Origin of the sequence: Pontiella sp. (assembly GCF_041622395.1) — a bacterium.
Lineage (GTDB): Bacteria > Verrucomicrobiota > Kiritimatiellia > Kiritimatiellales > Pontiellaceae > Pontiella.
The window spans coordinates 1-13,265 of sequence record NZ_JBFJYW010000079.1; the positions used below are offsets into that span (position 1 = coordinate 1).

At 59.2% G+C, this 13,265-nt stretch carries 12 protein-coding genes and 1 pseudogene; 12 read left to right on the top strand and 1 reads right to left on the bottom strand.

Features of this window, described 5'->3' with window-relative positions; translation table 11 throughout:
* Positions 1-149 precede the first annotated feature (149 nt).
* Complete coding sequence (locus ABYO54_RS06390) at positions 150-803, top strand: hypothetical protein (RefSeq protein ID WP_372807413.1); 654 nt, start codon at positions 150-152, stop codon at positions 801-803.
* Between the two features lie 118 nt (positions 804-921).
* Entirely contained in the window at positions 922-2,448 is a 1,527-nt protein-coding gene (locus ABYO54_RS06395) for a flippase activity-associated protein Agl23 (RefSeq protein WP_372807414.1), read from the top strand.
* A 77-nt stretch (positions 2,449-2,525) separates the two neighbouring features.
* Here ABYO54_RS06395 and ABYO54_RS06400 read toward each other — a convergent pair whose 3' ends face one another.
* Positions 2,526-2,825 (bottom strand): hypothetical protein, encoded by a 300-nt coding sequence (locus ABYO54_RS06400; RefSeq protein WP_372807415.1) that lies wholly within the window; start codon positions 2,823-2,825, stop codon positions 2,526-2,528.
* A 264-nt stretch (positions 2,826-3,089) separates the two neighbouring features.
* Between ABYO54_RS06400 and ABYO54_RS06405 the strand changes: the two genes are divergently transcribed.
* From ABYO54_RS06405 to ABYO54_RS06450, 10 genes and pseudogenes are all read left to right on the top strand, one after another.
* The gene (locus ABYO54_RS06405) at positions 3,090-3,263 is read left to right on the top strand and encodes a hypothetical protein (protein ID WP_372807416.1); all 174 of its coding nucleotides are present in this window, start codon (positions 3,090-3,092) and stop codon (positions 3,261-3,263) included.
* A gap of 169 nt (positions 3,264-3,432) precedes the next feature.
* The gene (gene nusA, locus ABYO54_RS06410; protein ID WP_372807417.1) at positions 3,433-4,617 is read left to right on the top strand and encodes a transcription termination factor NusA; all 1,185 of its coding nucleotides are present in this window, start codon (positions 3,433-3,435) and stop codon (positions 4,615-4,617) included.
* Positions 4,614-6,722, top strand: coding sequence for a translation initiation factor IF-2 (gene infB, locus ABYO54_RS06415; protein ID WP_372807418.1), 2,109 nt, complete (start codon positions 4,614-4,616; stop codon positions 6,720-6,722). Before nusA ends, infB begins: the two co-directional genes overlap by 4 nt.
* A gap of 380 nt (positions 6,723-7,102) precedes the next feature.
* Complete coding sequence (locus ABYO54_RS06420; RefSeq protein ID WP_372807419.1) at positions 7,103-7,378, top strand: hypothetical protein; 276 nt, start codon at positions 7,103-7,105, stop codon at positions 7,376-7,378.
* Between the two features lie 111 nt (positions 7,379-7,489).
* Positions 7,490-7,945 carry a transcriptional regulator NrdR gene (gene nrdR, locus ABYO54_RS06425; protein WP_372807420.1) on the top strand — a complete coding sequence of 152 codons (456 nt, stop codon included), beginning with the start codon at positions 7,490-7,492 and terminating at the stop codon, positions 7,943-7,945.
* Entirely contained in the window at positions 7,942-8,619 is a 678-nt protein-coding gene (locus ABYO54_RS06430; RefSeq protein ID WP_372807421.1) for a hypothetical protein, read from the top strand. The genes nrdR and ABYO54_RS06430 overlap by 4 nt, the downstream gene beginning before the upstream one ends.
* 17 nt (positions 8,620-8,636) lie before the next feature.
* A complete protein-coding gene (gene lnt / locus ABYO54_RS06435; RefSeq protein WP_372807422.1) occupies positions 8,637-10,310 on the top strand; it encodes an apolipoprotein N-acyltransferase in 1,674 nt (557 codons plus the stop codon).
* Positions 10,291-11,988, top strand: a complete 1,698-nt coding sequence (locus ABYO54_RS06440) for a formylglycine-generating enzyme family protein (RefSeq protein ID WP_372807423.1) — start codon at positions 10,291-10,293, stop codon at positions 11,986-11,988. The genes lnt and ABYO54_RS06440 overlap by 20 nt, the downstream gene beginning before the upstream one ends.
* Positions 11,989-12,246: 258 nt before the next feature.
* Positions 12,247-12,549, top strand: a pseudogene (locus tag ABYO54_RS06445) (restriction endonuclease subunit R); the annotation flags it as partial.
* 306 nt (positions 12,550-12,855) lie between these two features.
* Positions 12,856-13,265 (top strand): DEAD/DEAH box helicase family protein (locus ABYO54_RS06450; RefSeq protein WP_372807424.1); only part of this gene is annotated, 410 nt, incomplete at its 3' end.

Below are 13,265 nucleotides of genomic sequence, written 5' to 3' on the forward strand. Positions count from 1 at the left end.
CACCCGGAAATCACGGCATTTGTGGTTAAACAGGACGAATCCGTTTTGAAAATCGGTGTCTGAAATCGCAAAAACAGGACGTTTGGTATACAAGACAGCGCAACATTGGCGTCATTAAAATAACCGTTTATTACATGGAGGTACGAAATATGAAGCATCAATTGAAAATGGTAGCAGTTGCCGGCATCGCGGCAGTCATCGCAGGCTCCGTCGTTGCGGAGGAAATGGAAAAGCTGGAACTTGAACTGCCGAAGCCGCTGTTTGCCGGCACGCCGAAGCAGATCAGAACGAAGAACCTTGAGCGCGAAGCCGTCATTCCGGAAATCATGATTCCGAAAGGCACGGCCAACGTCGCGGCGGAAAAGACCGTCACGGGCTCGGACGATTTTCCGGTGATCGGCGAGCTTGAATACATCACCGACGGCGACAAGGACGGCGCGGACGGTTCCTACGTGGAACTTGGACCGGGCGTACAGTGGGTGCAGATCGATCTCGGGGCCCAGAAGGAAATCTTCGCCATCGCGCTGTGGCACTACCATGCGCAGGCACGCGCCTATCGCGACGTGATCGTGCAGGTGGCCGACGACGCCGACTTCGTGACCAACGTCCAGACCGTGTTCAACAACGACCACGACAACTCGGCCGGCCTCGGCGAGGGCAAGGACAAGGAATACATCGAAACCTACAAAGGCAAGCTGCTTGACGCCAAGGGCATCAAGGGTCGGTACCTCCGCCTCTATTCCAACGGCAGCACGGGTTCCGACATGAACCATTACATCGAAGTGGAAGTCTTCGGCAAGTAGGCCGGCTCCTTCCGCGTCGTCGAAAATCCCAAACGCCAAAGCGGCGTTTGGGATTTTCTTTTTCGAATTTGTTTCTGATTTGTCAATTAGTGCTTAGAGTTTGATGCACATGAAATGGATGCCGCTAGCGTTTGTACTGATCGTGATTGCCGGGCTTGGACTGCGCGTGCCGCGGCTGGCGGAGCGCCCGATGCACCACGACGAGGCGAACCAGGCCTACCGTTTCGGCATCCTGCTCGAAGAGGGCACCTATGAATACGACGCCAACGACCATCATGGCCCGACGCTCTACTACCTGACGCTGCCCATCGCGTGGCTGACGGGGGCGAAGACCTTCGCGGACACGGATCTGATCACCTACCGCGCGCTTCCGGTCGTCTTCGGGATGCTGCTGATCCTCGCGCTCCCGCTTCTTCGCTCCGGCATGGGCTGCATCGCCGTGCTGGCGGCGGCCTTGTTCACCGCGATCTCGCCGGGACTCGCCTACTACAGCCGCTTCTATATCCAGGAAATCTCGCTGGTCTTTTTCACCCTGGTCGCGATCGCGGCCGGGTGGCATTCGGTCCGGAGCGGGGCGCGCAGTTGGGCAATCGTCGCCGGGCTTTCCGCCGGGCTGATGTTCGCCACCAAGGAAACGGCGGTGATCTCGTTTGCGGCCTTGGCCGGGGCGGCCCTCCTTTGCATGGTTTTTTCGCGCCACGGCCACCTGCCGATCGGCAACATCTTGCTGGCCGCCGCCTGCGCCGTGCTGGTTTCCTCGCTGCTGTTTTCCTCGTTCCTGACCAATCTCTCCGGGCCGCTGGAGTCCATTCTTGCGTTCAAGGGCTATTTTGCGCGCGGGACGGGCGTGGAAACTGAACATGTCCACCCGTGGAATTTCTACCTGAAGATGCTCGTGCGCTACCGGTTCGCGGGCGGGCCCGTCTGGAGCGAAGGGCTCGCCTTCGGCCTCGGGTTGCTCGGCTGTGTGGCGATTGTCCGCCGCAAACTGCCGACCAACTGCGACCACGGGCTGGCGTCGTTCCTCATGTATTACACGGTCCTGCTGACCCTGGCCTATTCGCTGATCGCCTATAAGACGCCGTGGTGCATCCTTTCGTTGCTGCACGGGTGGGTCCTTTTGGCGGGGATCGGGGTGGCGGCGGTCTTCGAAGGGTGCCGCCAGACGGTCACCCTCCGGCGCGCGTCCCTGGTTTTGCAACTCGCGGTCGCGGCGTTGCTGGCCTATCCCGTCTATGCCACCTACCGTTTGGCCCGCCGCACGGTGTTCAACTATGCCGCCGACGAGCGCAACCCCTACGTCTACGCCCACACCTCGCCCGACTTCAACAACCTCGTCCGGCGCATTGCCGAAATCGAGGCCGTCAGCCCCAAGGGCAAGCAGATGTATATCCAGGTGATCGCCGAGCCGGAATCCAATTGGCCGTTGCCGTTCTATCTCCGGCAATTCCCGAACGTGGGGTATTGGGTCGATGCCCACAGCGTTCCCGCCAAGCCGAAGCCCGACCTGATCATCTCCGGAACCGAATTCGAAACGCCGGAAGAGGAGTTCCTCTGCGAGTTCTACGGCCTGCGCGCCGACACCCCGCTCGCCATCCATATCGACAAAACGCTCTGGGACGCCTTCCTCGAATCCCGCAGGTAGCGGCATCCATTCGCCTTCGGGCAGAAAAGCCCCCCTGCGCAGGGGCGATCTGGAACCAACCGTGTTTTTAGGGTTCGTCAGTCCAGCGTTTGGAAGTCGTCGATGTCGGTGTTTTCGAAGGTGAGGCGGCCGAGGCGCAGCTGGACGGTTTCGGCGGAGGGCGGCGGCAGCACGAGCGAGTCGAGCAGCAGCCTGCCCTCGAACTCCTCGTCGCAGCCGCGCAGGCGCAACCGGACGCGGCGGTTGAGCACGATGCCGAACTTGTTTTCGATCCGCTGGAAGGCGGCCTTTTTCTCGGAATGGAACTGGAACCAGCCCTCCTCGCCCAAATCGCGCGGGAACTCGAGCAGGTCGTCTGCCGAAAAATTAAAATCCATCTGGTTTACACGATCATCCATCGCGGCAAAAGATAGACGAAAGATCCGCGTTTGAAAATTGGCTTTCCGTTTTTTCCCGCATGCGCAAAACCAATCGCTTCGCGGGCAGCGGGTTGCCGCGAAAAAGCGACGGCGCCGGGATTCCCGCCGCGAGCGAAAGGTCGGGGGCCGCAAGCCCCGGCCGCCCCACATTCCTGCGAATTTGTAGTTCTATTTCCGCGGTAATACTCAATACTGCCGCCAAAGACCCACAGGAGCAATGCCATGAAGTACACCGCCACCTTTGTTTGCCTCGCCGTTGTCGCCGTTCTCTCCAGCGGATGCGTCCGACGCACCGTCTCCCGCTACACCGAATACCGCGGAACCAATACGAAAGACGATGTGATCGAGGATAAAATCATCTGGTTCTGGCAGGACGAGTTCCGCCGCTCCAAATAGCCGCGGCCGGCTAGGATTTTGCCGGTTGCCGCTTGACGGGGGCGGGGCGGGAGCGTACTTTGCTCGACTTGTTGATAGTTTGGCTCTGGAGAAGGGTGGCCTTTGGCCGCTCTTTTATTCTCTAAAGGGCCCGTTATTTGATTTGTTGAGGTTGAGCAAGGAGGTAGCAATGAATGCTGCGGAACTTAAAGCCGTTGTGGAATACATGGAAAGCGAACGGGGCGTCGAGCGCGAAACAATTATTTGCGCGATCGAACAGGCCTTGCAGAGTGTTGCCGAAAAGGATGGCATCGACGACGACGTGCGGATCGAGATCGATCGCCGCACCTTCGAGCGCAAAGCCTACCGGAAGCTGACCGACGGCTCCGAAATCGAAACCACGCCTCCGCGCATGGGCCGCATTGCCGCCCAGACCGCCAAACAGGTCATCATGCAGAAGATCCGCAATGCCGAGAAGGAGATCATCTTCGAGGAATACAAGGATCGCATCGGCGAAATCATCACCGGAACCGTTACCCGTTTCGACCGCTCCGACGTGGTCATCGAGCTGGAACACGGCGAAGCCATCATGCCGTCCAAGGAACGCGTCCCGACCGAGGAATACGAAATCGGCGAGCGCGTCCGCGCCATGATCTTGGCGGTCCGCGAACGGGAACGCGGCCCGGAAATCGTTTTGTCGCGCAACCACCCCGATTTTGTTCGCTGCCTCTTTGAACTCGAAGTGTCGGAAATCTCCGACGGGACCATGGAAATCAAGGGCATTGCCCGCGAAGCCGGCTACCGCAGCAAGGTGGCGGTCATTTCCCACGACGAGCGCGTGGACCCCGTTGGCGCCTGTGTTGGCATGCGCGGCATGCGCGTGAAAAACATCGTCCGCGAACTCTCCGGCGAAAAGATCGATATCGTCCGCTGGAGCGAGGATATCCACACCCTGATTACCAACGCCCTGGCCCCCGCGCGGCTTAAGCATGTCGATGCCGACGAGGAAACGCGGACGGTGCGCGTGACGGTCGAGCCCGACCAGCTCTCGCTGGCGATCGGCAAGCGCGGGCAGAATGCCCGGCTGACCTCCAAGCTGACGGGCTGGCGCGTGGACATCCAGAAGGATGAAGAGAGCATGGATTTCGAAGAGCGCGTTGCCGTTGCGGTAACCAAGCTCGCCGCCATCGAAGGCATTGGCGCCGAATTCGCCGAAAAGCTGGTCTTCTCCGGCTTCCTGACCCTGGAAGGTATTCTGGCCGCCGAAATGAGCGACCTCTCTTCCATTGAGGGCATTACCCCCGAGCAGGCCAAGTCCATCTGGTACGCGGCCGAAGTTGAATATATTAAAGAACATGGTGAGATCACGGAATGATGACAGTACAAGAAGCAGCCAAAGATTTGGGCGTCTCCCCTGAGGAGCTCATAGAGATTCTGGGCGACATCGACATTACCGTCGAAGGCCCCGATTCCGAACTGACCAAAAGCCAGATTGTCGCGGTTTGCGACGAACTCGGCTACGCTTCGATCGAGGAAGCGCGCGAGGATAACGCTTCGGACGAAGCGGAAGAGCAGGATGCGGAAGAAGAGGCCCCCGCGCCCGTTGAAGAGGCCGCCCCGGTTGCGGAAGAAGCCGCCCCCGAGAAAGCCGAAGCGCCCGCCGCCGAGCCGTCGGCGGACCCGACCCTGATCGAGCTGAAGAAGCCGAAGGTGGTGGTCAAGGACTTCGCCGAAATGATGGGCATGAAGCCGAACATGGTGATCGCCGAGTTGATGCGGATGAACGTATTCGCCTCCATCAACGCCGAGATCGACATGAAAATCGCCAAGGAGATCGGCGAAAAGCACGGCTTTACCGTCCGCAAGGAAGAAAAGAAAAAGGCCGCTCCGCAAACGCCGAAGACGGCCGTCAAAAAGATCGAGAAGAAGAAGGACTCCACGCCGGACACCCCCGACGCCCTGCTGCCGCGCCCGCCCGTCGTGACCTTCATGGGCCACGTCGACCACGGCAAAACCTCGTTGCTCGACAAGGTGCGCAACACCCGCGTCACCGCCGGCGAATCCGGCGGCATCACGCAGCATATCGGTGCCTATACCGTGGAGCTCAACGACCACAAGATCACCTTCCTCGACACCCCGGGCCATGCCGCCTTCACGGCGATGCGCGCCCGCGGCGCCAACCTCACCGACATTGCGGTACTGGTTGTTGCGGCCGACGACGGCGTGATGCCGCAGACCATCGAGGCCATCAAGCATGCGCAGGCCGCCAACGTCTGCATCATTATTGCCATGAACAAGATGGATCTGCGCGCCGCGAATCCCGAACGGTTGAAGCAGCAGCTCCAGGAGCACGACGTGATGGTCGAGGACTGGGGCGGCAGCATCGGTTGCGTTCCGGTCAGCGCCGCAACGGGCGAAGGGATCGATTCCCTGCTCGAGCGGATCCTGCTCGAATCGGAAATGCTTGAACTGCGGGCCAACCCGAACAAACCCGCGAACGGGTTCGTGGTCGAGGCCCAGATGGAACCCGGCATGGGACCGACCGCCAGCATCCTGGTTAAGGAAGGTACGCTGAAAGTCGGCGACAGTGTCGTCTGCGGCAAGTATTGGGGGCGCGTCAAGGCGCTCATCAGCGACAAGGGCACGAAGGTCCGCTCCGCCGGACCGTCCACCGCAGTGAAGATCCTCGGCCTGACCAACGTGCCGGGTGCCGGCGACGAGTTCCAGGTGATGACCACCGACCGCGAAGCCAAATCGATCTCCGAGGAGTTGCAGGCCGAAGACCGCGCGGCGCAGCTCGGCGGTGGCGTGGCACCGAAAAAGATGTCGCTCGACGATCTGTTCGGCAGTGCCGGCAGCGAAGAGAAGAAAGTGCTCAAGGTGATCATCAAGGCCGATGTGCAGGGTTCGGTCGAAGCGATCGCCCACTCGCTCAGCGGCATCAAATCCGACAAGGTGGAGATCAACATCATCACCAACGATGTCGGCAACATCACCGTCAACGACGTCATGCTCGCGAGCGCTTCGGATGCGATTATCCTGGGCTTCCACACGGGCAAAGAAAACGGAACCAACGCCGCCGCCAAGCGCGAAGGCGTCGAGATTCGTCTTTACAGCATCATCTATGAATTGATCGAAGATGTTGAGAGCGCCATGAAGGGCATGCTCGAACCGGAACTGCGCGAGCATGTGATCGGCGAAGCCGAGATCCGCGAAGTATTCGAGCTCAGCCGCAAGAGCAAGATTGCGGGTTGCATGGTGATGACCGGCCGCATTACGTCGAAGTCGAGCATCCGCATCAAGCGCGGCCGCGATATCCTTTTCGAAGGGCTCATTGGTTCGTTGAAGCGCTTCCAAAACGATGCCGCCGAAGTGCGCCAAGGCCAGGAGTGCGGTATCCGCCCGGAGAACTTCACGAACTTCGTGGCAGGCGATACGATCGAAGCCTACACCGTCGAAAAGATCACGCAGGAACTATAGATCCGACAAACACCGAACCGGGAAACCTTTGCCGGTCATCGGTTCCAAGTTCGCGCTACAAAACCGCCCGGTCATCGGGCGGTTTTTTTTGCGTGCGCCCGGCAGGGCGCGTTCATCGGGGGCGAACGCCCCTTGCGGGTCCGACCGGGGAGGCCGTATTCGAAAAACGACGGCGACTTTTTTTCAAGATTCATGCCGAGCTTGGGGGGCTTTGCAACGCGTGATAAAGTGTTCAGCCAACTGACGCAAGTGCAATGATTGCATCTGTTTTTGTAAATCAAACGGGTTGCATAACATTCGCTTTCTGCTTATAAACATTTTTCAGAAGGGCGATCATTGATACTTCTTTGAAGGATTACAAACACGTTTGAGCGTTTAAGATGCATCGGTGGTTGTTGTCAGGAGTATTAACCCAGGAGGCTAAAATGGCAGCAAAGAAAAAGGCAGCGAAAAAAGCACCGGCCAAAAAAAAGGCCGCGAAGAAAGCACCGGCTAAAAAGGTAGCCGCGAAGAAAGCCCCGGCCAAAAAGGCTGCCAAGAAGGCTCCGGCGAAGAAGGCCGCCAAGAAGGCTCCGGCCAAGAAGGCCGCGAAGAAAGCTCCGGCCAAGAAGGCCGCCAAGAAGGCCGCCAAGAAAAAAGCCGCGAAGAAAAAATAGACCGCGCTTCTAACGAAGAGAGAACGCCTCGCATCTGCGGGGCGTTTTTTATTGTTCGAACTCGAGTATTAAGTCTATCTTTTCGCGCACTGTAGGGAAGGGGTATGTACCATGCGATGTCCAAAATGCGAGGATAGGGAAAACCGCGTCATCGATAGCCGCGAAGTGCGCAATGGCGATGCCATTCGGCGTCGGCGCGTTTGCGTTGGCTGCGGACATCGTTTTACCACCTACGAGGAAGTGCAGCGCGCCCAACTGCAGGTGACCAAGCGCGACGGCCGGCGCGAAGAGCTTAACCGCGGCAAGCTGGTGAAGAGCTTGGACATCGCCTGCCGTAAACGGCATATCAGCGTCGAGCAGATCGAACGGTTGGCCGACGCCATCGTCATGGAAGCGGAGTCGGAGTTCGAAAAGGAAATTCCCAGCATCACGCTGGGGCTGAAAGTGATGGCCGCGCTCGAAAAACTCGACGAGGTCGCCTATATTCGGTACGCGTCCGTCTACCGCCGTTTCCGCGATGCCGGGCAGTTCATGAACGAGGTCGAGCGCCTCATTGGCCGCGAATGAGGCAGGCCCCATTCCAGACCATTCCCCGGCAGGATCCCTGGAAAGATCATCTGCTGAACCTTCTTCATTCGTTTGAGATTCCTTGCGGCACCTTGGCCGATAGCGTATCGACCAGCGTCGCCGTCTATTGCCGCGAATTCCATCCCGGCGGCGTGCAGCGCGCCGATCTCGTGCTTTTGATTGCGCGCGCCTTTTGCGCGGTGAACGAGCGGGCCGCCGCCGCGCGGGTCCTCGGTTCCAGCCAACCGCATTGCCGGCATATCGACCGCTGGCTGGAAATCCTTTCCGAGCTCAACCGCTTCCCGGCGCTGCTGCCCTACTTTTCGCTCGGCGTCATCCGTCCGGCCGACTGGGCGGGCGCGCGGCTCGACCGGATGTGGACGCTCGACTTCGACCGGCTGGTGCTTTCGGATGCGGAGCGGCACGAGATGATGCTCTACCGCTCCATCCGCGCCATCGTCGACAACATGTTCGTCTTCTGGGATGCCACCGATGGGGAGGGCGTGCTGGGCCTCAAGGGCCTCGCCTCGCTCAATGTCGAAAAGCAAACGCGCCGCAAGGCAACCCTTACGGCGAAAGACGACCTGCTCGAATACATCGCCGATCTCTTTCTCCACCAAAAAAAGCAACGCGATTGGCGATCGATTCCCTCGTTGCTGAACCTCGATTTATAACCCCCGGATTTTTCTCCATGATTGGATCGTTCAAGGAAATGAACAAGAAGCGGGAGGCGTACGACGCCGACCGCCCTGGCATGAAGCTGACGCACCCCGTATTCCAGTCGGCGCTGTTTCCCGTTTTCGGGAGCATCCTTTCCGGCGTGTTGCTGGCGCTGGGCTTTCCGCCGTTCGGCAACTCGACCCTCATCTTCGTGGCGCTGGTGCCGCTCATGTTCGCCGTGCAGTCGGCCTCCATCAAGAAAGCCTCGTGGTTGGCGCTGCTTTCCGGCTTTGTTTTCTTCATCACCTCGCTCTTCTGGCTGCACAACCTGACCGCGAAAGTCGAGGGCGTTGCGTTCAAGGCGAGCGTGCTGCTGGGCTTCGGCGTGCTGGCGCTCTATTGCGCGCTCTATTTCATTCCGTTCGCCATCACGGTCGTGCTCGGGGTACGCCAATGGGTGGGCGACAACATCTGGAAAAACGTCCGCTTCATGTTTGCCGCCACCATGGTGTGGGTCGGCTCCGAGTATCTGCGCGGCATCCTCTTCACCGGCTTCCCGTGGAACCCGCTCGGCGTTTCGCAATACGCCAATCCCGCCATCATCCAGATTGCCGAGTGGGGCGGCGTCTCCATCGTCACGGCCTACATCGTCTGGATGAACGCCGGCGTCTTCGTGACCTTCCGCCAGTACACGCACGGCATGCGGATGAAGAAATACCGCCCGCACTTCGAACTCATGATCGGCATCGTTCCCGTGGCGCTCTCCATTGCCTACGGCATGAACGTGCTGTTCAACCGCCCCGAATTCATCGACACCCTCAACGTGGCCCTCATTCAGCCCAACATCCCGCAGGCCGCCAAATGGGACCAGGAGATGGACCAGATGATCCGCGACCGGCTCGAGGAGTTGACCGGCCAGGCGCTGAGGCTCGGGGGCATCGACCTCGTGATCTGGCCCGAGACCGCGGTACCCGACTTCGTGCGGGCCAGCCGTACCAGCTACGACCTCGTCAAGCGCATGACCGCCGACGGAACCCCGTTGCTCACCGGCTCCATGGATGTCGAGTTTTACGAAGAGGGGCAGCGTTACTTCAATAGCTCGATGCTCTTCGGCCCGGATGGCGAAGAGATCGGGAAATACGACAAGCAGCACCTGGTGCCGCTCGGCGAATATGTTCCGTTCCCGGTCCTCCTCGGGCGCTTCACCCCGGTCGATGTCGATTTCGATGCCGGAACCGGCAGCACCATTTTGCCGCTCAAAGGCTGCGCCTCCTTCTCGGTCCTGATCTGTTTCGAAGACACCGTTGCCCCGTTGGCGGTCAACGCCGTGCGCGCCGGGGCGCGCTGGCTCGTCAATCAAACCAACGATGCCTGGTTCGATCCCTCCGCCCAGTCCGAACAGCATCTGGCCCACGCCATCTTCCGCTGCATCGAAAACCGGGTTCCCATGGCGCGCTGCTGCAACACGGGGGTCTCCTGCATCATCGATGCCTACGGCAATGTGGACCGGGAGCTCAAGCCGGGGATCGCCGGCTTTGCCACGCGGATGCTGTATCCGCGCCCGGTCGGGCTCGAGCAAACCTTCTACACCCGAAACGGGAACGCCTTTTCCAAGGTTGCACTCATCGCGGGGGCCACGGTATTCTTCGTATTGCGTTCCAAGGGACGGAGGCAAAGGAAAAAAGATGAAGAGGATATGGGCTAGCCTGTCGGCATTGTTGATCGCGGCAAACGTACCGGCCGCCGTTTCGGTCTCGATCGAATCCATCGCCCAGCGCGAGGGCACCAAGCTCGTCGATATTCGGTTCGATGCCGACAACTCCTCCGGCGCCTCCGTTTTCGTTTCCGTCTCCGTCATGGACGGAACCAACTCCGTCGCCTCGCCGACGCTCTACGGCGATGTTGGCGGCATTGCCGCAGGCTACAACCGCCACATCGTTTGGGACGGCGGCAGCGACCTCAACGGCGTACTCGCGTCCAATCTGGCCGTCACCCTCTACGTTTCCGAGCCCGTTCCCTCCGGCATGGCGCTCATCCCCGCCGGGGAAATCGAGGTGGATGATCCGGACTTCAGCGGATACTCGGTCTCCTGCCCCGATCTTTTCATGGATACCTTCGAGGTGGACAATGCGTTGTGGCAGTCGGTCTATGTTTGGGCGGTTGCAAACCAGTACCAATTCCAGAATCCAGGCACATGGAAAAGCGACGGGCATCCCGTGGTTGAAGTCAATTGGTGGGATTGCATCGTCTGGTGCAACGCACGAAGTGCCATGGAAGGCCTATCGCCGTGCTACCGCAATAAGGTGAGCAACCAGGTCATCAAGCAGTGGTTCTCCGGGGTCTCGGCCTCGTGCGACGAGGCGGAAAACGGATACCGTCTTCCCTGGGCGGAGGAGTGGGAATACGCCGCGCGCGCAGGTGTGCCCGATTTCCGCTATCCGTGGGGCAATACCATCGCCCGGACAAACCTCAACTGCAAACTATCCGGCAACCACCACCCCGACTACCACACCGGCTTCCGCCCCTACACGGCTCCCGTCGGCGAGTTTGAAGCCAACGCATTTGGCTTGCACGACATGGCGGGGAATGTCTGGGAGATCTGCTGGGATGCCGTCGGCGATTACCGCCGACGCAAAGGCGGCAGTTGGGATGACGGGGCAGACGAAGCCCGTTGCGGCCATGCCGACACCATCCATGAAACCGGCTATATGGACTCGACCGGCTTCCGCTCCGTGCGCGCCGCCTGGGCGGACGAAGCAACGGAAACCATCGTATTCGATTCGCGAAATTATGCGTTGGAGGTCATCTCCGCCCATGGGGCCCCGGTGCCGGCGGTTGGCCTCGCGACCTATGCCTGGAAATCGGCGGTGGATTGTTCCGTGGATGCATTCGTCAACGAAGGCGGAACCAACTTCACCTGCATCGGCTGGACGGGCACGGGCAGCGTGCCCGCATCCGGCAGCTCGAACCAGACGGCGGTTGTGCTGACCGACCTCGTGTCGTCCATCGTTTGGAACTGGGCGAGCGACGACACCGACAACGACGGCATGGACGACGATTGGGAGCTGCAGTTCTTCAGCGGCCTCCATCAAGCCGCCACCAACGACTTCGACTTCGACGGGCAGGACAACGGTTCCGAATACATCGCCGGAACCAATCCCACCAACCCCGCCTCCCTGTTCAAGCTCACAACCGGGATCTCTCCCGCGGGCTTCGTCCTCGAATGGCCAACCGCCTCCAACCGCCTCTACAACATCCACTGGACGCCCGACCTCCGGAACACCCCCTTCGGCGCCTTCGAAACCGATATCGCCTATCCGCGCCACTCCGCCACCTCCTCCGCCGACCGCGGCTTCTTCAAGGTGGATGTCCGGAAGCGCTGAGAAGGCCGCCGCACCTGCGCGAGTCGGCGGTGGTCTCAATCGCCCGGATGGTAAATCCAGATTGACGATCGTGCATCTGGATTTACCTGTTTCGGGAAAACCATGGCTCCCGAGTCGGGCATGCGGATTCCGTGGCGCGGACATTCTTGCCTGCACGGGCAGACGGGGGGATGCCCGCCCCACAAAAATCCGTCGCACGCTTCCAATGGTTGGAATAAATGGGCTATGTTTTCCAATCATTTGGAATTAGGGGAATGAATGGCGGCGAAAGAGGCCAAGGCGAGAATCAAAATCAACCGCCTGCTTGAAGAAGCGGGCTGGCGGTTTTTTGATGACGAGGCAGGGGTTGCCAATATTGTTCTTGAACCGAATGTCAAAATAACCCAATCCCAAGTTTTGGAGCTGGGAGAAAACTTCGAGAAAACCAAAAACGGCTTTATCGATTTCCTACTACTGGATGAAAAAGGATTTCCTTTAGTGGTACTCGAAGCCAAAGCGGAGCAGATCAATCCGCTGAGCGCAAAGGAGCAGGCGCGGTCCTATGCCGATTCCTGCAACTGCCGATTTGTCATTCTGTCCAACGGGAACCTCCATTATTTCTGGGATTTGGAACAGGGCAACCCGTATGTCATTTCCCGATTTCCCACACCCGGTTCCGTTTCGGAGCACCGCCGCTACGAGCCCAATCCTGAAAAACTGATTGTTGAACCTGTCGAGCCGGATTATATCGCCCAAACTCAATTGCCTGGCTATTCCGAGCAGGCGGGGTGGAAAAACGAGGATGAGCGAGACGGCTTCATTGAAAAGAACCGATTGCGGTTTCTGCGCGACTACCAGCTTCGGGCGGTCAAATCCATTCAACGGGCCGTGAAAGAGGGGAATAATCGTTTTCTTTTCGAGATGGCTACGGGCACAGGAAAGACGCTGACGGCTGCCGCCATCATCAAACTCTTTCTGCGCACGGGCAATGCTACGCGCGTTTTGTTCCTTGTCGACCGCTTGGAATTGGAGGATCAGGCCGTTAAGGATATGGGGAATTATTTAAAGATCGATTATACCTCCTCGATCTTCAAAGAAAACCGCGATGGCTGGCGTGGTTCTGAAATCGTCGTAACAACGGTGCAGTCACTTCTGTTCAAGGACAAATACCGGAAGCTGTTTTCTCCGACCGATTTTGACCTCGTCATTTCCGACGAAGCCCACCGTTCGATCGGCGGGAACGCCCGGGCGGTCTTTGAATATTTCGTGGGCTACAAACTCGGCCTCACCGCCACGCC